Source organism: Psychrobacter fulvigenes (genome assembly GCF_904846155.1).
In the GTDB taxonomy this organism is placed as follows: Bacteria; Pseudomonadota; Gammaproteobacteria; order Pseudomonadales; family Moraxellaceae; genus Psychrobacter; species Psychrobacter fulvigenes.
Map to the genome: position 1 here is coordinate 2,671,230 of NZ_CAJGZP010000001.1, position 20,229 is coordinate 2,691,458.

Genomic DNA, 20,229 nt, shown 5'->3' on the forward strand with positions numbered 1-20,229 from the left:
CAGCATCCTTAAAAAGGCGGCTATTTTAACAGCTTCTGGCTTTTAATGCAATTTACTTAGATTTTTTCTACTTTTTCAACCACATCAACTAAAGTCCATGACTTAGTTTTTGAGATTGGACGCGTTTCTTTGATGCGGACAAGGTCGCCTTGTTGGCAAACATTGTTTTCATCATGGGCTTTGATTTTAGTAGAACGACGAAGCTGCTTGCCATACAAAGGATGACGAACCAGACGTTCAATCAAAACCGTGATGGACTTGTCCATCTTGTCGCTGACAACTCGTCCTGTCAATATGCTAACATTGGTAGCTGTTTGATTGTTATCGCTCATGCGTCGCCTCGTTGTTTCTCGTTAATCAAAGTCTGAATCTGAGCAATCGTACGACGATTGCCTCTGACTTCATGAGTATTACCCAACTGACCGGTTGCTTTAGCCATACGAATACGGAAAGCATCAAGTTGCTTTTCATCAAGTAACTGGGTCAGCTCTTCTAATGATTTATCACGTAATTCACTGATCTTCATTACATTATCGTCCGCTTAACAATGGTAGTTTTAAAGGGCAGTTTTGCTGCAGCAAGCGTTAAAGCTTCGCGAGCAAGCTCTTCTGAGACCCCTTCGAGTTCATACAGCACTTTACCAGGTTTGACTTCGCATACCCAATATTCGACTGGACCTTTACCTTTACCCATACGTACTTCTAATGGCTTGTTGGTAATTGGTTTGTCTGGGAATACACGAATCCAGATTTTACCGCCACGCTTAATTTTACGCGTAATGGTACGACGTGCTGCTTCAATTTGACGGGCAGTCATACGACCACGAGTCAAAGATTTTAGACCAATTTGTCCGAATGCAACGGTGCTTCCACGATGAGCAAGCCCAGTGTTACGACCTTTATGCATTTTACGAAACTTGGTACGTTTTGGCTGTAACATAGTTTAACCTCTGTCTGAGTTTCGACGGTTTCCACCACGACCACGGCGTTTTGGCGCACGAGTCTGCTCTTCTTTGACGGGATTGTATACGCTGTTCATACCGTCAAGGATTTCTCCGCGGAAAATCCAAACTTTTACACCAATGGTGCCGTAAGTGGTTTCTGCACGGACTGACGCATAGTCAATATCAGCGCGGAATGTATGCAGTGGCACACGACCTTCACGATACCATTCAGTACGAGCAATCTCAGCGCCACCAAGACGACCAGACAACTCAACTTTGATACCTTTAGCACCAGAGCGCATGCTGTTCTGTACGGCGCGCTTCATCGCACGGCGAAACATAACACGACGCTCAAGTTGGCTAGCAATACCATCTGCTACTAAACGTGCATCAAGATCAGGTGAAGTGATTTCTTCAATGTTGACCTGAGCAGGTACGCCCATCATTTTGGTCAATTCTTTTTGAAGTCTTTCAATATCTTCGCCTTTTTTGCCAATAACAATACCAGGACGCGCAGTGGCGATGGTAATCTTAGCAGCACCAGTAGGACGCTCAATCGTAATGTTGCTGATCATAGCGTTGTCTAGCTTTTTGCGTAGATACTCACGAACTTGAATGTCGTTGATCAGGTATTCTGAATACTGTTTAGGATCAGCATACCAGTTAGCATTATGCTTTTTGATAACACCAAGACGAATTCCGATTGGATGTACTTTTTGACCCATAACTTATTCTCCTACCTTTATAGTGATGTGACAGGTACGCTTGCTGATACGATCAGCGCGACCTTTTGCACGTGGTAGGATACGCTTTAGCGTGATGCCTTCATCAACATAGATAGTTGCGACTTTTAGGTCGTCAATATCTAGGCCGTGATTATGTTCGGCATTGGCGATGGCTGAGTTAAGGCATTTCTTAACAAACACAGCGCCTTTTTTATTGCTATACGTTAAGATATCCAAAGCACGCTCAATCGATTTGCCACGAACTTCATCAGCAACGAGTCTAACTTTTTGTGCCGAGATGGCGGCACCGCGTAATTTTGCAGTTACTTCCATGGTAAGCACCTTATCTCTTAGCTTTTCTGTCAATGCCATGACCACGATATGTACGAGTCGGGGCAAATTCACCTAGTTTATGACCAACCATCTGCTCACTTATGATAACCGGTACATGAGTACGGCCATTATGAACAGATAGGGTTAGGCCAACCATTTGTGGCAGGATCATCGAGCGGCGCGACCAAGTCTTAATGGGTTTGCGTGAGTTGGTGTCAATTGCATTCTCAACTTTGGCAAACAAGTGCGCGTCTATGAATGGACCTTTTTTCAATGAACGAGGCATGAAATTCTTCCTTTATTTCTTCTTGGCGCGACGGCGACGGATGATCATACTGTCAGTACGCTTATTATGACGCGTTTTAAGTCCTTTAGACTTCTGACCCCAAGGGCTGGTTGGATGGCGACCTTTGTTACGACCTTCACCACCACCATGCGGGTGATCAACTGGGTTCATTGCCACACCACGAACTGATGGGCGAACACCGCGCCAACGAGAAGCACCGGCTTTACCAAGTGATTTCAAGTTATTTTCAGTATTTGATACTTCACCAATAACTGCACGGCAGTTGACGTGTACACGACGTGTCTCGCCTGAACGTAGACGAAGAATAGCATAAATACCGTCACGACCTAGTAGCTGTACACCAGCACCCGCTGAACGAGCAATCTGTGCGCCTTTACCGATTTTAAGTTCGATATTATGGATCACAGTACCCAATGGGATGTTTTTAAGTGGTAAACAGTTACCTGGGCGAATTGGAGAGTTTTCACCTGACATTACTGTATCGCCAACTGCTTGTTTTTTAGCAGCGATGATATAACGACGCTCACCATCAGCATACTTAAGCAATGCAATATGTGCAGTACGGTTAGGATCGTATTCAATACGCTCGACCGTGGCTGGGATATTGTCTTTGGTGCGTTTAAAATCAATAATACGGTAATGGTGCTTATGACCGCCGCCAATATGACGAGTCGTTATACGACCGTTATTATTACGACCACCTGACTTACTTTTTGATTCGAGAAGCGCTGCAAAAGGACGACCTTTGTAAAGGTGTGGATGCACCACTTTTTCAACAAAACGACGGCCTGGTGATGTTGGCTTTGCTTTTACGATAGGCATGAGTGTAATCCTTATTCGTTGTTCGCTGTTTCACTAGTAGAATCAGTCGTGTTTGCGACTTCTTCACCAGCATCAGCCATTTGTACATCTTGACCAGCTTTTAAGGTAACATAGGCTTTTTTATAGTCATTACGACGGCCGATGCTCTTACCAAAACGCTTTGTCTTACCTTTAACATTCAAGGTGTTCACTCTAGTGACTTCAACACCTTCAAACATTAACTCAACTGCTTTTTTGATTTCACGCTTAGTAGCTTCAGTATCAACTTTGAATACTTGCACGCCAAGTGAGTCACCAAGCATTTGAGATTTTTCTGAGAAGACAGGTCCTCTTAAGACCTGATAAAGTCTTGCGTTATTCATGCTAGTGCTTCCTCAAATTGTTTCGCAGCTTCGACTGTCATGACCACTTTATCAAAGGCGATCAAGCTCACTGGATCCACTTCGTTTGTACCTAGTACATTGACGTGTGGAATATTGCGGGCTGCTAAGTATAAGTTTTCGTCAACTTCTTTGGTGACGATCAATGCACGCGGTGCATTTAAATCACTTAACTTCGCGATCAGCTCTTTGGTCTTAGGTGCAGAAACACTCAACTCTTCAACCAAGATTAGACGCTCTTGACGTACTAATTCGGCTAGGATGCACTGCATAGCACCGCGGTACATTTTACGGTTTACTTTTTGTGACCAGTCTTGTGGTTTTGCAGCGAATGCACGACCACCACCACGCCAGATTGGGCTACGAATTGAGCCTGCACGAGCGCGACCAGTACCTTTTTGGCGCCATGGCTTAATACCACCGCCAGAAACTTCGGCACGGGTTTTTTGTGCACGTGTACCTTGGCGAGCACCAGCAAGATATGCGGTGACGACTTGATGCACTAATGCTTCGTTGAATTCACGACCAAATGCCGTATCAGAAAGCTCAACCGCCGCACCTGTAACTGTTTTTAAATCCACGTTAATCCCCTTGCTTAGGCTTTGATTGACGGACGTACGATAACATCGCCACCGGTGGCACCTGGGATAGCGCCTTTGATGACAAGTAACCCTTTTTCTGAATCAACCGAGACCACTTCTAGGCCTTGAACGGTTACACGCTTATTACCCATCTGACCCGGCATCTTTTTACCTTTAAACACCTTGCCTGGTGACTGGTTTTGACCAGTTGAACCAAGGGCACGATGAGATACTGAGTTACCATGAGTAGCGTCTTGCATACTAAAGTTATGACGCTTTACGCCGCCTTGGAAGCCTTTACCTTTACTCTGTCCTGTGACATCAACCATCTGACCTTCTTCAAACAGGTCAGCTAGGATCTCACCGCCAATCTCACGACCTTCAAGATCGCTTTCATTGGCACGAAATTCCCAAACACCACGGCCAGCTTTAACGCCAGCTTTCGCGAAGTGACCTTTTTGTGCGGCTGTTACGCGGCTGTCACGACGTGTACCTGTAGTGATTTGGATGGCTTGATAGCCATCTGTATCAGTGTTTTTTACTTGAGTAATGCGGTTTGCATCGACCTCAACCACTGTAACAGGGATAGATGCGCCTGTTTCAGTGAAGACACGGGTCATGCCGCATTTTTTACCGACTAAACCGATCGCCATTTTTAACCTCTTTATATCTTCTATTAATGGATTGGGTGTTTATGGGCATTAACCCAAAGCAATTTGAACGTCAACACCCGCCGCTAGATCTAACTTCATCAACGCGTCCACAGTTTTGTCAGTAGGCTGAACGATATCAACCATGCGCTTGTGAGTACGGATTTCGTACTGGTCACGAGCGTCTTTATTGACGTGTGGCGAGGTTAGAACGTTGAAGCGCTCAATGCGAGTCGGCAACGGTACAGGACCACAAATTTGCGCACCAGTGCGCTTTGCAGTATCGACAATCTCTTGCGCCGACTGATCAATCAGACGATGATCAAAAGATTTGAGTCGGATACGGATTCTCTGGTTAGCCATGCCAGCAAGCTCCTAATATGTGCTTTCGTCATTCTTGCTGTGCAAGTGGATGACCAAAAGCCGTTTGGTTAAAGATTCACTTCAAGCGGCTTAATATTCTTTTAATAGAACGAGCAGCGTGCTAAAAGCAAAATAATTTAAAGCCCCGCCAACCCTCCCACTTTTATGGATGTCAGCAAAGGCATAATGAAATAGTGCTAGAAACGATGCTCTAGCTGTAACAGCGACCGCTTTTACTTAGGCGGAAGCTTATAATTCAGTGGTGTATATTATACAGACAATTCATCTGATTGCAACGCCAATATTTAGAACCTTTATCAAAGATAATATGCCCAAAAACCCCTTTTTTATATAGAGATTCGTCATGTTTATAAATGCTCTTAGTCTAATACAATATCATATTGTTCTTGAGTATATAGATTTTCTACTTCAAAAGTAATCACTCTGCCTAATAGGTATTCTAAATCTGCAACCGTATCAGCCTCTGTAGTCAGCAATAAGTCAATAACAGCTGCATGAGCCACGACGGTGAATTTTTTGGGTGAGTTATAAGTACGGGCACAGCGCATAATTTCACGAAATATCTCAAAGCATACCGTTTCAGCGGTTTTGACAAACCCTCGACCCTGACAAGTGGAGCAGGGTTCGCACAGCTGCTGACCAAGCGACTCACGAGTACGCTTACGAGTCATTTCAACCAGCCCAAGCTCGCTGACCTGCGTGATATTAGTCTTAGCATAATCTTGCGCCAGCTGCTCTTGCAGACTTGTCAGCACATCATCTTTGTGCTCTTGCTCTAACATATCAATGAAATCTAAAATGATGATTCCACCTAAGTTGCGCAAGCGCAGTTGGCGTGCAATCGCATGCGTCGCTTCTAGATTGGTCTTATAGACGGTATCTTCTAATGAGCGGCCACCGACAAAAGAGCCCGTATTGACATCAATGGTGGTCATAGCTTCTGTTTGATCAATGATCAAGTATCCACCAGACTTTAGGTCCACGCGGCGCTTAAGTGCATCACGCAGATCTTCCTCAACGCGGTGCACATCAAACAGTGACTGCTCAGCAGTATAATGCACAATGCGATCATAGACGAAAGGCACGAACTCTTTGGCAAAGTAGCGAACTTGCTCATAGATTTGCGCGTTATCGATAATGACCTTTTCAGTATCAGCATGCACTAAGTCGCGAATGGAGCGCAGTGGCAGTGACAACTCTTGATAGATAAGCTCTGAGCTTTGATGGTGGGTAATTTCTTGACGACGAGCGCAGATAGTGCGCCATAGCTGTACCAGATAATAGATGTCTTCTTCTAGTTTAGCCATCGGTACTTTCTCAGCAGCGGTACGAGCTATCAGACCGCCTTGCAGATTCACTGTTTGCATAAGGCTTGTCAGCTCAGTTTTGAGACGTAGGCGCTCCTCTTCTCCATCAATACGTTGTGAGATACCAACGTGGTCGCTGGACGGTAGATAAACCAAATAGCGTGAAGGCAGTGAAATATTGGTGGTTAAGCGTGCCCCTTTACTGCCCAATTGATCTTTTGTCACTTGCACCAAAATACGTTGACCTTCGTGCAGGCGATGCTGAATCAAGGTTTTGCTAGCAACAACCATTTCCTTTGCTTGGGTACTGACAACAGGCGGTGTCGGCGCCAGACTGTCAGCTGATGGTTGTTCACTCTTTATATCAGAATCTGTATCAGAAACGGTGATAAGGTCTTCGGCTGATTTATTTTTATTTTTTGCAACGGGCCTTGGTTCACGCTGCATATCATTGACATGCAAAAATGCGGTTCTTGATTGACCGATATCGACAAAAGCAGCCTGCATACCTGGTAATACACGCACGACTGTACCCATGTAAATATTACCTACCAAGCCTAGCTTATGATGACGCTCAATATAAATCTCACCAAGCACACCATTATCCAAGACTGCCACACGGGATTCCATCGGACTGACATTAATCAGCAGCTCTTCAGACATAGTGCCTCTTCTTATATTGCTTATCTTTATTAATAATCATTGGTTTTATTAATAAATAATAGAAAACAACTCAATTAAGTTGATGATTTTTTGTGACTGTACAACAGTGTAACAAATGCACCTCTACCCTGCCCACTGTCCTGCCGTATCATTATGTGTCTTAACTGTCTCTGTTATACCTCATCAGCGCTAGCGCTATCCCGCGCAGCATCAATCAAGGCCAGTGTTTGCGCCAATGGTAGCCCTACCACATTGGTGTAGCTACCATTAATACGTGTCACCCATGCTGCGGCTAAGCCTTGAATACCGTAACCACCTGCTTTATCGGTAGGCTCGCCGCTATCCCAATAGCCTTCCATCATTGCCTGTGTTAAAGGCACAAAACTCACTTCTGTACTTTCGATAATTTGTTTTTGCCACACTACTGGTAATGGCTCATTGTTTATGGCTCTACCAGCAACTTTCGTCTGCTTATCAAGTGATGAAGTTGAGACCAAGGTAGCTTGTACAGCAGTCCATACTTGATGAGTGCTGTCAGACATTTGTTGCCACATGCTTTGAGCGTGCTTGAAGTCTGTAGGCTTAACCAGTACCGTTTTGCCATCGGGCAACACCCCAATCGTATCAGCAGTGAGAATAAGAAACGATTCACCATCAATTATGCTGTGAGAGTTATTATCTGCAAATTCTAAACTTATCTGGCTAACAGCAGCTGCAGCTTTGGCCGCGACCATACGTTGAATGTAATCTTTTGGATGCTCATCGTCATACGGTGTTTCATTTATATCAACACCCATGATAGTGAAGTCTACTTGTGCACGCGTCAGTAGCTCGCGCCGACGCGGTGAGCCTGATGCAAGAATGATGTTCATTATTACTCTCTTATTATACCAATCTCAAAAAAGTTCGATTAGCGACGTCAAACTCGCTGAGCCTATGTAAGTATAGTGCTTACACTCCTTTTCCTAGCTACTGTAATTTTTGGAAATGGTATGTCTTATCATTGACTTAGAATTTATCTATGACTTAGGAGCTGTGTAAATTAGAAAGTCATCGGCAAGGATAAAGCCAAGCACTTGGCAGACTTTCATTTACTATCTACCGAAATTTTAGCGAGTAAATTTACGCAGTGTCAACAGCACAAGCGGCCAACTGATGATGCTCATAAGTAAAGACAGACCTGACTGAGCAACAAACTGACTTTGCGTAATAAGCTGTAATATCCATAACGTTAACTGAAAGGCCAGTAACCCTATTGTTGCTATCAACCAAGCGCTAGCCGCATTTAGCTGCTTGATATAAATACTGCTAAACTTGATCACCATGGCAACGATTACAGCTGAAAAGGCTTGTTGGCCAAGGCGAGTATCCATCAATAAATCAGCAATAATACCAATCACAAAAGCGATAATGATTCCGACATACCGTGGCTGAAATAGTAGCCAAAAAATGAGCACCATGATCATGACCATTGGACGCAGTGTCGCCATGCTAGGACTTAGTGGATAGACGTTGAGTGAAGAGGATATGACGAAGCTGAATGCAATCGTCATCAATAATATGCCAGTTGCATGCTCGGAGTTGGAATTCGTCATGAATATTACCTTAACGATTATTTGGCAGCTGCTACTTTAATGCTGAGTAGGATACGCTGCTGCTGATAAGGTCTCAGAGCTCACCTCACTAGGCGAGTGTGGCCGCAGCACTTCCGTATCGCTGGCCAAGTCGCTGAGCTTGGAGGACAAAAATCCTGACGGCTTAGTTTGATTGCTTATCACTTTATCTTGTAAGATCAATACATAAGCATTATCGACAAAGTTCGCTGCTGGAGTCACATCGATACTTCTAAAGTTGTCCGCTTGCGTGTCTTTGATGTGAGCGATGCGCCCAACTCTATAGCCTGCTGGAATACGTCCACCAAGTCCTGATGAGATTAACTCATCGCCAACTCGTACGTCTGAGGTTTTGAATACGTAATTGAGACGTAATGAGGTCGGTATACCTTCTCCAGTAACGATGCCGCGTTGACCAGTCCGTTTGATGGTCACGGCAACCGACTGCTGATCATCAGTGATCAATAACAAGCGACTGGTATTTGGATAAACATTGATAATCTGCCCCAAGATACCATCTTCGTCGATGACCGTTTGCCCAACTTGTACGCCATCTTGCGCGCCTTTGTTAAGCACCACGATTTGCTTTAATAAGTTAGTATCCGTACCAATAACTTGAGCCAGATTCAAATCGAACAACTCAGGTTTGGTAGTCGATAAGATACCTTGCAAACGCGCATTCTGTGCCAAGATATAATCCTGCTGCTGCAGTTTCGCTTGTGCATGGATCAGCTGTGATCTCAATTGTACGTTTTCACGACGTAAGGCTTCTTTTGATTGCGCGCTCCCTTTCGCCCAATGTGCAGCATAGCTTGGCAATAAAGAGAACTGATAAATCGGCTGCATGGCAGCATGGCTAGTATTGCGTACGGGATTAAACCATTCTGGATTTTTGCTATCGAACCACATCAATATCAGCGCCACTATCAAAGCGATAGCAGTCCTGCGAAGTGCGAGCGGTTGGCGGGCAAAAATACTTGGGATCATAGGGTATCTAATAAGAGCAGTAGCCAGTACTGGGTATAAAGGTATTATATGAATTGAGGAGTCAAATGCCAGTAGTTGATGCAATAAAGGCAGTCTATTGACCGCCTTTATTTATATCACTCTCATTTAAACGTCAGTCAAACTTATACAAAAATCATATTTAGGCTTTTATTATTAATAAAATCAAGCGCCATACCACCGCCGCGGCTGACACAGGTAAGCGGATCTTCGGCAACGGTGACTGGTAGACCCGTCTCTTGTGAGATCAGCTTATCTAAATCACGTAATAGAGCGCCGCCGCCAGTCAATACGATCCCGCGCTCGGCAATATCGGATGACAGCTCAGGTGGGGTTTGCTCTAACGCGGCTTTCACTGCGCTTACGATACCACTTAAAGGATCACTCAGTGCTTTTTGAATTTCGTCTGAATTGACCGTAAAAGTCTTAGGTACCCCTTCAGCCATACTGCGGCCGCGCACTTCTACTTCTAGCTGTTCATCGTTGCTCAGTGCTGAGCCCACTTCTTGCTTGATACGCTCAGCGGTCGTCTCACCGATGACACAACCATGTGTCCGGCGTACATGGGTAATGATGGCATCATCAAACATATCACCGCCAATGCGAATCGACTCTGCATACACACAGCCTGACAAGGCAATAACCGCAATCTCAGTGGTACCGCCACCAATATCCACCACCATAGAACCACTGGCCTCATGAACGGGCATTCCTGCACCGATAGCAGCTGCCATTGGCTCTTCTAGCAGCATTACTTTGTTTGCTCCTGCTGATGAGACCGCTTCACGGATGGCTTTACGCTCAACCAAGGTAGACTTGCACGGCACACAAACCACGACATTTGGCTGCGCCATAAACCGTCTGGCTTTTACCTTGGTAATGAAATGCTTGAGCATCTTTTGCGTGACTTCAAAGTCCGCAATCACGCCATCTTTTAGAGGACGAATGGCAGTAATATTGGCAGGCGTACGACCAAGCATCTGCTTGGCATCGATACCAACAGCAGCAACCGTAGGGTTTTGCGTGCGATTACTACGTAGGGCGACTACTGTAGGCTCATCGAGCACCACGCCTCTATTAGGAATAAAGATTAAGGTATTCGCAGTACCAAGGTCGATAGCGATGTTATTTGATAAAAATCCAAACGGGTTCATTAATATATCCAGCGTCTTACAAATGAGGCGAATGAGGGTGACTGAGGTGATACTCGTCGGCGTTGATTAGATCAATCTGTCGCGCTCACGTTAACAAAAGCTTAACCGTGCGACAAGTCAAAACTAAACAATAATGGCTGTAGCTATAATGACAGTATATAGAAACAGGGCTAAATTATACCGATTTAGCTCAAAAAAAACACAGGTATTTGCATGGTTAAGCAAGGATTTCAAATTTAAATGCTAGAATTTGTTACAGAAACAGAAATGTCATTATTAAACCCAATTAAGGATTTAATAATAAACTCTTGTATCTATGCCGTGCCTTCCTTATCGATATACCCTGTTGGTATGCAGGATACTGTAACGCATTTGACGCTTTATTTGTTAAGCAATTGATAATACATCAATAACTATAGTCAAGGAATTTTAAAATCGCTACAAGGCAACCGACCGCAGATAGTACACTAAGTACATCTAGGGCGGATAACACCGTAGCGATTTAAAAGTGCTCCGACCATACAACGTCACTTTATCATGACTCGCTATAATAAGTGCTAACCAAATCTTAGGTTTTTATAATGAATGCTCTTAAGCTTGACGCCACCATTGGATAGTATGACGGTTGATTTTTCATCAAGTTCCATGAAAACACATGCGCTATTATTACTGATAGAGTACACACCTGCTAAGATTATGCTGCAATCGACCCCCTCCTCTGTAAACTTGGCACAGATGCTTTATAATAAAGCGGCTCAAATGCTTTATAATCAATCATCCAAATTAAGTCAAAATATTATAAAAAATATTAGCATTGTTAAACCATAGGCTTAAATCAGGCATAAATCATGCCAAACGTATTTATCATCGATAATCTATAAGCAGCTTGGTCATTATTAGCAAGCGCTTACACCAACAGAAACTGTCCTTCACTGGAGAAATTATGTCACAGCAACCGTCAACGTCTGACAGTAGTGTCAGCCGTCAGGAAATTCTAGAAGTAGCTAAGCTTGCACGCCTAGGTGTCGATGAGGACACTGCTAGCAGCTATGCCGATGATATCAGTAAGGTATTAACATTGATGGACACCTTAGCTGCTGTCGATACTGCCGATCTCACTCCGCTAGCGAACATTCACGAAGTTTGCCAAGAGCTGCGTGCTGATGTGGCAAAACACGATATCAACCGTGAGCGCAATCAATCAATGGCACCTGCTGTTGAGCAAGGCTTGTACTTGGTGCCACAGGTCATTGAATAACCTCTTACGCTTGTATTTTTCATTATCTTTTATTTTATGCAATTAACATTTTGACGGACGACACCTTATGTCTGAACTTCATCATTTAAGTACCCAGCAGCTGGTTACCGGCTTGCAAGACAAACAATTTAGCAGCCTTGAGCTGACTGAGCACTTTCTCAAGCGCATCGACGCTTTTGATAACAAGATTAATAGCTTTATCACTCATACTTCTGAGACAGCACGCGCGCAAGCGCAAGCGGCTGACGAGATGCGTGCGCAAGGCGATAAGCGACCACTACTGGGCGTGCCTATGGCGCACAAAGATATCTTTTGTACCCAAGGCGTGTTGACCACTTGTGGCTCTAAAATGCTGCATAACTTCATCTCACCTTATAACGCCACTATCGTGAGCAATATTGATAAAGCTGGCATGATTAGCCTTGGCAAACTCAATATGGATGAGTTTGCGATGGGCTCGGATAACGTTAGCTCTTATTATGGCGCAGTACATAACCCTTGGAAGCTTGATCATGTCCCTGGCGGCTCATCTGGTGGTAGCGCGGCGGCCGTTGCGGCAGGCTTTGTACCGGTAGCCACTGGTAGTGATACGGGTGGCTCTATTCGTCAGCCAGCATCATTCTGTGGCTTGACGGGTATTAAGCCTACCTATGGCCGCGTCTCACGCTTTGGCATGATTGCCTATGCATCGAGTCTCGACCAAGCTGGCAGTATGGGCCGCAGCGCAAAAGACTGTGCGTACCTGCTACAGCCTATGGTCGGCCATGATCCGCGCGACGCTACTTCTATCAAACATGATATCCCTGACTATGTACAAGACATCAATGATGCCGAAGCAATCGCTGGTGATAAGCCACTCGCAGGTCTGCGTATCGGTGTGGCAAAAGAGTATTTCAGTCAGGGCTTGAACGCTGAAGTCGAGCAAGCAGTTCGCTCAGCACTACAAAAATATGAAGAGCTTGGTGCAACGATTGTGGAAGTAAACATTACTGATCCTGAGATCACCCTTGCAACTTACTATATGCTCGCACCAGCTGAAGCCTCTTCTAACCTATCACGCTTCGATGGCGTACGCTTTGGTTATCGCTGTGAAAACCCAACAGATCTAATAGACCTATATACACGCTCACGCTCTGAAGGCTTTGGTCCTGAAGTACAGCGCCGTATATTGATGGGTACTTATGCGTTGTCTGCAGGTTATTTTGATGCTTACTACACCAAAGCTCAAAAAATCCGCCGTTTGATTATCAAAGACTTTGATGATGCCTTTGCCAATTGCGATGTCATCGCCAGTCCAACGGCACCAACGCCCGCTTATAAGCTTAGTGAAAATCTGGATCCTACTTCGATGTATCTGGGTGACGTCTACACTATCGCTGTCAACCTTGCAGGTCTGCCTGCCATCAGTCAGCCAGTTGGTTTATCAAAAGACGGGTTACCAATAGGTCTACAGCTAATCGGTCAGCATTGGCAAGAGAGCAAATTGCTCACCACTGCGCATCTATTTCAGCAGCATACTGACCATCACTTACAACACTCTGCTATTGCACAGGAGACGGTATAATGAATACAGTCACTGATAACAACGCCGTTCGTACTGACTTACTCGTCGATGGCTATGAAGTGGTCATCGGTATTGAGATTCACTGCCAACTAAATACAGACAGTAAAATATTCTCAAGCGCGCCGACGGATTTTGGTCATGAGCCAAACACCCAAGCCAGTATCGTTGATTTGGGCCTGCCTGGTGTGTTGCCTGTCCTTAATAGCGGCGTCGTTGATCGCGCTCTAAAGTTTGGTATTGGTGTCAATGCTGAGCTAGGTTTATTCAACACCTTTGACCGTAAAAACTACTTTTATCCTGACCTGCCTAATGGCTATCAAATCACTCAAATGGCTAACCCGATCGTGGGCAAAGGCTATACCGATGTGGTAGTCAATGAAGGTGAGAAGAGTGAGTATCCCAAACGCATGGGAGTCACTCGCGCGCATTTAGAAGAAGATGCTGGCAAGTCAGTACATGATGCCGTCGATGGCATGACTGGCGTCGACCTCAACCGTGCTGGTACACCGCTGATTGAGATTGTCTCTGAACCTGATATGCGCTCAGCCAATGAAGCCCTTGCTTATATCAAAGCCATTCATCAACTGGTCACTTGGCTTGGGATTTCTGATGCCGTGATGGCTGAAGGCTCGTTCCGCTGTGATTGTAACGTCTCGGTGCGCAAACCTGGTGCAGAATTGGGTACGCGTACGGAATTGAAAAACCTGAACTCGTTCCGCTTCATTGAGCGCGCAATCAATCGTGAAATCGAGCGTCAAATCGATATCATCGAAGACGGTGGTAAAATCGTACAAGCAACGATGCTTTATGATCCAGAGCGCGACGAAACCCGCTCGATGCGTACTAAAGAAGACGCCAACGATTATCGCTATTTCCCTGACCCTGACCTGCTACCTGTACATATTGAGCAGCATACAGTTGATGCCATTAAGGCCGCGATGCCTGAGTTACCAGTTGCTCGCCGTGCACGCTTTGAAGAAGCGCTTGGGCTGTCAGAATATGATGCGCGTATCTTGACTGGTAGCCGTCAGCTGGCTGATTACTTCGAAGATGTGGTCGCAGAAGTTGGTCAGCAAGACGCCAAGATGGCGGCAAACTGGGTCATGGGTGACTTACTGGGTGCGCTTAACAAGGACGATCAAGACATCATTGATTCCCCAATTAGCGCCAAGCAGTTAGCTGGCATGCTAAAACGCATTAAAGATGACACCTTATCAGGTAAGCTTGCCAAAAAAGTCTTTAGCGCCCTGTATGAGCGCGAAGGCGGTAACGATGATGATGCAGCCGACAAGATCATCGAAGCCAAAGGCCTTAAGCAAGAAACTGATACTGGCGCGATTAAGGCCATGGTAGAAGAAGTGATTGCAAATAATCAGACCATGGTTGAAGAGTATAAGGGCGGTAAGCAAAAAGCCTTTAATGGTCTGGTCGGACAAGTAATGAAAGCTAGCCGCGGTAGCGCCAACCCACAACAGGTCAATCAGATCCTAAAAGAGCTATTAGACTAAGGTTTATTGCTAATAGAGCGCACTGACTGCTCTCCCTAAAGTTTGCTTGCGTATAGAAGGAGATAATTAACCCTTGCAATGTGTACGATTTTGGGTAGAATAGTCAGTCATTCGGGGCGTAGCGCAGTCTGGTAGCGCACTACACTGGGGGTGTAGGGGTCGCAGGTTCAAATCCTGCCGTTCCGACCAAACATAACATTAGGGCTGACCGTCATTGACCGTCAGCCCTTTATTTTGGGCGTTTTTTAGGTTTTTAAGACAACCACCCTTTTTTCTTGGACATTTATTGAGTTTTTAAGACAATATATATAAAACATCCTGCACTCTATATATAAATTACAATAAAAAAGCGGTGAAAAATCATACTTTTACTCAGAAAATAACCCTAATCTGACAGGCAAACCCTCACAACAACCGTTCGTCTATAAATACTGGCAAAGAAAACTATTTATTTGCTAAATTGAAACCTGGAAAATTTTTTGATCCGTCTTTAGGAGGTTAATATGGATAATGAGTTGAAAGGTAGTAATCTGGCTATTGTCATGCTAAAACGTGGTGACAAAAAAATATGGTGTGCCGTTAGTGACAATAGTGATGAAGAAGCAATGACAGATCATGATGGCAATGACTTCACTGCTTATATAGTAGCATTTGAGGACGGTTATTTTTATTGTACTGGCGGTATGCAATGGTTATATGCTGTTCCAATCCAGATAAATGAAATAGTTCATCAAGAAATAATGTGTTAACTCATATCCTTTACATAAACCTGATAATCATTACAGGTTTTTTCTTGCCTAAGACCCTGTTAAAACCAAAAAAATAATAATAGCATCCATACCAATCCCACCTACGAAAGTTTAAAAAGTGTTCATAACGCCCTTTTAATAGCTACTTAATCAACCTCAGCGACAAGTTACTTTAGCTATCAAAAAATGTATGAAGCAGTAGAACTATCTAAGCTAGTCGCAAAAATAATACCAACAAAACCACGAGATCTCTGTAGTATTTTGCACATAATGTCGAAACTTGCGAGCCTATTCGTTATCGCTAGTCCACAGTATGGGAGCCAGTTAAACCTATCGAATAGGGACAAAAAAGCCAGCCATTGATATGTCAATGGCTGGCTTTTACAGGTATATTTAAGTTCTAAATAGAATCTATATTAATTTTCTATTAAACAGACGCTTTAGTAATCTTGCTGAGCTCTTCATTGATTTTGAAGGTTTTTGCTTTGATATCGGTAAATCCAAAAGACTCTAGTCTTTGAGTGTGTTTTGCTAAATATCTATTGGCATCGTCTAAGTTATCAAAAACATAAATACCACCCGCTTCTTGAGTCTCTTCATTCTCTGTCCATATTTTTGAGACCAGACCTTCTTCTGTTGCGATATCTTCTGCCAGCTCTTTCATCGCTGTAAAGAACTCATCACCAAAAGGTCCACTATATGGAAAGTCGATCTGCAAAAGGTATTTCATGTTAGCTTCCTAAGTTGTCTATAATATACTAAATTATATATTGTATACAGGTTTTGTCAACCTGCTAAAACCCAAATCCATCTATATAAAAAGCTTATTTAAAACAAACCCTACTTATCGCACACTTAGAACCGAAACATCATAACGGTATATAGACTTTTTCTTATGAAGCAGTTAGGGTATTTATTAATCCAATTATGATGGTTCAAATTATGACCGAGCCAACTGCTCGTCCGTCTCCTGATCTCATACAGGCTAACACTGTAAATACCGCTCCGTGGGAGCGCTATCGACGCCCTTATGTGCGCGATTTGGCTTATGTATTAGCATGCCCCACTGTCTTGACTAAGTGGGTAGACTTTGCGCCGCATGAGCTTACACAAGCCGTGACAGTCCATCATAGCAGCTTTTGGCATATGCAATACGAGGCTTACCGCGCGCGCCTAATTGAGTTAGAGAACACCTCTGCTTATCAAGAGCTGACCCGCTACTTACTTGCACGTCCCAGTCCCAATCGCTTGGGCTTTCATTTTGAAGGATTATTGTCTTTTTGGCTAGAAGACGGCTTTGCGAAAAAACTACATCCGTATGAGATATTGGCAAGTAATGTGCAATTGTTTCGCGGCAAGCAAACTGCTGGTGAGCTAGATTTGGTTTTATACAATCATCAAGACAGTCGCACCGAGCATTGGGAATTAGCCATCAAATTCTTTATGGGATCAGCACCTTTTGAGCCTATCAATTGGGTGGGTATCAACTCTAGGGACAACCTGCAGCGCAAAATGACACACATGCAGATCAAGCAGTTTTGCGCACTACGAGTAGATACCAAAGATCATGGACAAGTAAAGATCGATAAGCGTTTTGCGGTGATAAAGGGGCGATTCTTTTTGCCCATGAACTGCGCTGACTTTCATTATCCTGATTGGCTTGAACCTGAATTTCCTATGCATCGATGGCTAGCAGCATCCAATAATCAGGGCGACAATGGTAACGATAATCAATATCGCGATAATCAACACACGCAGCATGAATGCCTCGCTGAGCGGTTATCTGATGTGACGGCCTTTCGCCGTGCTCACTATATAGAATGGTTCACTCAGCGGCGCTTTTATAATAAAAATGACAATATCATCAAAGCAGCACCCGCTTTGGCAACACTGCAACAAGGTTTGTACTTTGTCAAATCAACTGCACAGCCTTCTTTTAATCAGCACAATACACCCTATCCAAATTCTTACGCAGATTATGAGCCTGTTGTCATCTTGCGAACTGACGCCCATACTGGTCAAACTAAATAACCTAGCCTAGTTTGGGTTGGTTTTAGTAAAGCACTTAGCCTATTTAGACTTAATTTATCTAGTAAGTTTCTATCACTTGCATCAGCTCATATCTGAGCATATCAGCACTGGGTAAGCGCTCGGCATGAAACCGCACAATAGGTATGCCAGCACTGGCGAGTGCTTTGTCTTTTTTATCATCGGCTTTTTGGCGAGTTTTACTACTGTGAGTCCAATCATCAAGCTCAATAGCGACTAAGGTTGTCTGTGCATCATTATCGACGATCACATAATCGACACTTTGACGGCAAATACGGTTGAACCAAAAGCTACGCTCAGAAGCCTCGTCGCTATTGCTTTGGATAACGCGTGAGAGCTGAACTTGGACAAATATATGATATTCTGGTAGCGCATTTTTGAGCTTGTGAAAAAATATGACTTCCGTATCTGTCATGATGGGCATCGGCTCAAAAGGCCAGATAGCCAAATCATCACCACGCACTGGCTGCGGGTCAGGCTCGGTACTCCTACCAGATACTGCCAATAACTTTGGTAATGTAATTAGCCCTAAAAAACCGACGGCTAATACCAAAAAAACAACGCCAAACGACATAGCTTTACCTTATACGATATTTAGGATGACGGTATTTAAAGTCTCTATACCGTCAATCACAGCGTGACAACCATTGATGGCTAGCACGTGATACAGGGAAAAAATAAAGGAATAGTAAATCGACCTCATACTATCCGAGCTGATGGCTATCTACAACTCATAAACCACAAAACACGACAATATATGTCGTGTTTTGAAAATTAACTGATTTAAAGTCAGAGAGCGTATAATTTTTAGAGACTACTTCTTAAAGGCTTATAAGTTACTTTTGGGTATTAGTCATGATTCAAGTGAGCATATCAACGCCAGTATAGTACCCAAGCGCCAGTGGTATTCACTTTAGGGTCAGTATTGATCTTATCCTTCAGGGCTAACGCAGCAACCTTACCGCGCTCAGGGCCAACGATGACACGTACGCCGCGACTGGTAGCACTGGTTTTGACTTGATAGCCCGCTGACTTAAACTTCTTCGCCACCTCGTCAGCAGACGCCTGATTGCCTGCTAAGGCAACTTGTACACCAAAGTCGCCTTTGGCATCCGTTTGCTTTACTTCTTGACGTGCTTCACGTAGCTTTTGCTGCGCTTCTCGTTTTGCTTCAGCTGACTTTTTCGCCTGCTCCGCTTCCTTTTTCCTTTTTTCCTCGGCTGCCGCCGCTTCACGCTCTAAACGCTCAACTTGCTTACGTGAAGGAATGGTCAGAGTTTGACCTAACTGTAGGGAGGCTGAAGGTGATAAATCATTGGCTTGTGCTAACGCTGCAACTGGTACGTTGTACTGGCGTGCTAACCTTAACAAACCATCACCGCGCTTAACATCATAGTCGATCGGTGCTGTCGGTGGAGCGCTTTTTGCAGCTTCAGCTGCTGCTTTTACTTCAGCCTGTTTTTTCTGTTCGGCTGCGGCCTGCTCTTCTGCCTTTTTCTGAGCTTCGGCTTTTTTCTTAGCGTCTGCCTCAGCTTGTTTTTTGGCTTCTTCTTGTTTCTTAGCCTCTGCTAGCTTTTTGGCCTCAGCTTCAGGCTGTTTTTTTGCTTGCGCTTGTGCAGCAGCTTCCTGTGCTTTTTTCTCAGCTTGGGCAGCGCTATTGCTATCGGCGACATTGGTAGCAGTCACCTCAGTATCTGTTCGTGGTTGGACTGCTGGCGTGGCAATAGCATTCTGTGCGGCTTCTGGACTGTCTTCATCGCCGCCTGTAGATGTCATATTTGCTCTATATTGCTGATTCTCCGCCCGAGCTTTGGCCAATGCTTGCGCTTCAGCGCTTTCTTGCTCTGCCAAAAACTCCTGTGCCCGCTTCTCTTGCTCAGCAACACGCGCTGCACGCTCTTTTTGTTTTTGCGCCAATATACGTTTTTCTGTATCAATATCTGTGGTCAATGGTGCGCTTACTGCTTGCTGAGTAGAGGTTTGATCGACGATGGCAGGCGCTGCCGTTTGGCCATCACCAGAACCAATTTGCTGTACCATAGCGTATAGCATCACGCTACCACCTATAATCATCCCGATGCCCAATAAGGCTTGTCTCGAAAAATTCATCCGTTTACGTCTCTTAGTTGGTAAAAAGGTTGATTGCTAGGCGCGACTACAACAGTCTGCCCACTATAAATCAGATAGCAAAAGTCATCTCATTTTTATGAAAGTGCTTTGATTATAAAACATAT

The 20,229-nt window shown here is 44.4% G+C and carries 24 protein-coding genes and 1 tRNA gene; 6 read left to right on the forward strand and 19 right to left on the reverse strand.

Features of this window, described 5'->3' with window-relative positions:
• Positions 1 to 56 precede the first annotated feature (56 nt).
• From rpsQ to JMX03_RS11360, 16 genes are all read right to left on the reverse strand, one after another.
• Positions 57 to 332, reverse strand: a complete 276-nt coding sequence (gene rpsQ, locus JMX03_RS11285; RefSeq protein WP_201574029.1) for a 30S ribosomal protein S17 — start codon at positions 330 to 332, stop codon at positions 57 to 59.
• Positions 329 to 526 (reverse strand): 50S ribosomal protein L29, encoded by a 198-nt coding sequence (rpmC, locus tag JMX03_RS11290; protein ID WP_201574028.1) that lies wholly within the window; start codon positions 524 to 526, stop codon positions 329 to 331. The genes rpsQ and rpmC overlap by 4 nt, the downstream gene beginning before the upstream one ends.
• On the reverse strand, positions 526 to 939 hold the full coding sequence (gene rplP, locus JMX03_RS11295; RefSeq protein ID WP_201574027.1) for a 50S ribosomal protein L16: 414 nt from the start codon (positions 937 to 939) through the stop codon (positions 526 to 528). The genes rpmC and rplP overlap by 1 nt, the downstream gene beginning before the upstream one ends.
• Before the next feature lie 3 nt (positions 940 to 942).
• Positions 943 to 1,668, reverse strand: a complete 726-nt coding sequence (gene rpsC, locus JMX03_RS11300) for a 30S ribosomal protein S3 (RefSeq protein WP_201574026.1) — start codon at positions 1,666 to 1,668, stop codon at positions 943 to 945.
• 3 nt (positions 1,669 to 1,671) lie between these two features.
• Entirely contained in the window at positions 1,672 to 2,001 is a 330-nt protein-coding gene (gene rplV, locus JMX03_RS11305; RefSeq protein WP_021813373.1) for a 50S ribosomal protein L22, read from the reverse strand.
• Positions 2,002 to 2,011: 10 nt separating this feature from the next.
• On the reverse strand, positions 2,012 to 2,287 hold the full coding sequence (gene rpsS, locus JMX03_RS11310; protein WP_025644410.1) for a 30S ribosomal protein S19: 276 nt from the start codon (positions 2,285 to 2,287) through the stop codon (positions 2,012 to 2,014).
• A 12-nt stretch (positions 2,288 to 2,299) separates the two neighbouring features.
• Complete coding sequence (gene rplB, locus JMX03_RS11315) at positions 2,300 to 3,130, reverse strand: 50S ribosomal protein L2 (RefSeq protein WP_201574025.1); 831 nt, start codon at positions 3,128 to 3,130, stop codon at positions 2,300 to 2,302.
• An 11-nt stretch (positions 3,131 to 3,141) separates the two neighbouring features.
• Entirely contained in the window at positions 3,142 to 3,492 is a 351-nt protein-coding gene (rplW, locus tag JMX03_RS11320; protein WP_201574024.1) for a 50S ribosomal protein L23, read from the reverse strand.
• Positions 3,489 to 4,091: a 50S ribosomal protein L4 gene (rplD, locus tag JMX03_RS11325; protein WP_201574023.1), complete on the reverse strand. Its 603-nt coding sequence runs from the start codon at positions 4,089 to 4,091 to the stop codon at positions 3,489 to 3,491. Before rplD ends, rplW begins: the two co-directional genes overlap by 4 nt.
• A 14-nt stretch (positions 4,092 to 4,105) precedes the next feature.
• Positions 4,106 to 4,744 carry a 50S ribosomal protein L3 gene (gene rplC / locus JMX03_RS11330; protein ID WP_201596804.1) on the reverse strand — a complete coding sequence of 213 codons (639 nt, stop codon included), beginning with the start codon at positions 4,742 to 4,744 and terminating at the stop codon, positions 4,106 to 4,108.
• A 48-nt stretch (positions 4,745 to 4,792) separates the two neighbouring features.
• The gene (gene rpsJ, locus JMX03_RS11335; protein ID WP_169393475.1) at positions 4,793 to 5,104 is read right to left on the reverse strand and encodes a 30S ribosomal protein S10; all 312 of its coding nucleotides are present in this window, start codon (positions 5,102 to 5,104) and stop codon (positions 4,793 to 4,795) included.
• 380 nt (positions 5,105 to 5,484) lie between these two features.
• Entirely contained in the window at positions 5,485 to 7,095 is a 1,611-nt protein-coding gene (locus JMX03_RS11340) for an Rne/Rng family ribonuclease (protein ID WP_201596805.1), read from the reverse strand.
• Between the two features lie 173 nt (positions 7,096 to 7,268).
• On the reverse strand, positions 7,269 to 7,967 hold the full coding sequence (locus JMX03_RS11345) for a Maf family protein (protein ID WP_201596806.1): 699 nt from the start codon (positions 7,965 to 7,967) through the stop codon (positions 7,269 to 7,271).
• Between the two features lie 237 nt (positions 7,968 to 8,204).
• Positions 8,205 to 8,690 (reverse strand): rod shape-determining protein MreD, encoded by a 486-nt coding sequence (mreD, locus tag JMX03_RS11350; protein ID WP_201596808.1) that lies wholly within the window; start codon positions 8,688 to 8,690, stop codon positions 8,205 to 8,207.
• A 36-nt stretch (positions 8,691 to 8,726) separates the two neighbouring features.
• Entirely contained in the window at positions 8,727 to 9,695 is a 969-nt protein-coding gene (gene mreC / locus JMX03_RS11355) for a rod shape-determining protein MreC (protein ID WP_227695648.1), read from the reverse strand.
• Between the two features lie 143 nt (positions 9,696 to 9,838).
• Entirely contained in the window at positions 9,839 to 10,867 is a 1,029-nt protein-coding gene (locus JMX03_RS11360; protein ID WP_201574018.1) for a rod shape-determining protein, read from the reverse strand.
• Between the two features lie 943 nt (positions 10,868 to 11,810).
• Between JMX03_RS11360 and gatC the strand changes: the two genes are divergently transcribed.
• The 5 genes from gatC to JMX03_RS11385 all read left to right on the forward strand — a co-directional run bounded on the left by gatC (position 11,811) and on the right by JMX03_RS11385 (position 15,946).
• Positions 11,811 to 12,125 (forward strand): Asp-tRNA(Asn)/Glu-tRNA(Gln) amidotransferase subunit GatC, encoded by a 315-nt coding sequence (gene gatC, locus JMX03_RS11365; protein ID WP_201574017.1) that lies wholly within the window; start codon positions 11,811 to 11,813, stop codon positions 12,123 to 12,125.
• Between the two features lie 67 nt (positions 12,126 to 12,192).
• The gene (gatA, locus tag JMX03_RS11370) at positions 12,193 to 13,689 is read left to right on the forward strand and encodes an Asp-tRNA(Asn)/Glu-tRNA(Gln) amidotransferase subunit GatA (protein WP_201596810.1); all 1,497 of its coding nucleotides are present in this window, start codon (positions 12,193 to 12,195) and stop codon (positions 13,687 to 13,689) included.
• Entirely contained in the window at positions 13,689 to 15,197 is a 1,509-nt protein-coding gene (gene gatB, locus JMX03_RS11375) for an Asp-tRNA(Asn)/Glu-tRNA(Gln) amidotransferase subunit GatB (RefSeq protein WP_201596812.1), read from the forward strand. The genes gatA and gatB overlap by 1 nt, the downstream gene beginning before the upstream one ends.
• A 112-nt stretch (positions 15,198 to 15,309) precedes the next feature.
• Positions 15,310 to 15,386: transfer RNA gene (locus JMX03_RS11380), tRNA-Pro, on the forward strand.
• 314 nt (positions 15,387 to 15,700) lie between these two features.
• Complete coding sequence (locus tag JMX03_RS11385) at positions 15,701 to 15,946, forward strand: hypothetical protein (RefSeq protein WP_201574011.1); 246 nt, start codon at positions 15,701 to 15,703, stop codon at positions 15,944 to 15,946.
• Between the two features lie 427 nt (positions 15,947 to 16,373).
• Here the strand turns inward: JMX03_RS11385 and JMX03_RS11390 are convergent, their stop codons facing one another.
• On the reverse strand, positions 16,374 to 16,676 hold the full coding sequence (locus tag JMX03_RS11390; RefSeq protein WP_201596814.1) for a monooxygenase: 303 nt from the start codon (positions 16,674 to 16,676) through the stop codon (positions 16,374 to 16,376).
• 212 nt (positions 16,677 to 16,888) lie between these two features.
• On the opposite strand from JMX03_RS11390, the gene JMX03_RS11395 reads away from it, so the two are divergent.
• Entirely contained in the window at positions 16,889 to 17,977 is a 1,089-nt protein-coding gene (locus tag JMX03_RS11395; protein ID WP_201596816.1) for a DUF1853 family protein, read from the forward strand.
• 58 nt (positions 17,978 to 18,035) lie between these two features.
• On the opposite strand, the gene JMX03_RS11400 is transcribed toward JMX03_RS11395, so the two are convergent.
• Together JMX03_RS11400 and JMX03_RS11405 are read right to left on the reverse strand one after the other, a co-directional pair.
• Positions 18,036 to 18,569, reverse strand: coding sequence for a DUF2726 domain-containing protein (locus JMX03_RS11400; RefSeq protein ID WP_201596818.1), 534 nt, complete (start codon positions 18,567 to 18,569; stop codon positions 18,036 to 18,038).
• 299 nt (positions 18,570 to 18,868) lie between these two features.
• The gene (locus JMX03_RS11405) at positions 18,869 to 20,104 is read right to left on the reverse strand and encodes an SPOR and LysM peptidoglycan-binding domain-containing protein (RefSeq protein WP_201596820.1); all 1,236 of its coding nucleotides are present in this window, start codon (positions 20,102 to 20,104) and stop codon (positions 18,869 to 18,871) included.
• Between the last annotated feature and the right edge of the window lie 125 nt (positions 20,105 to 20,229).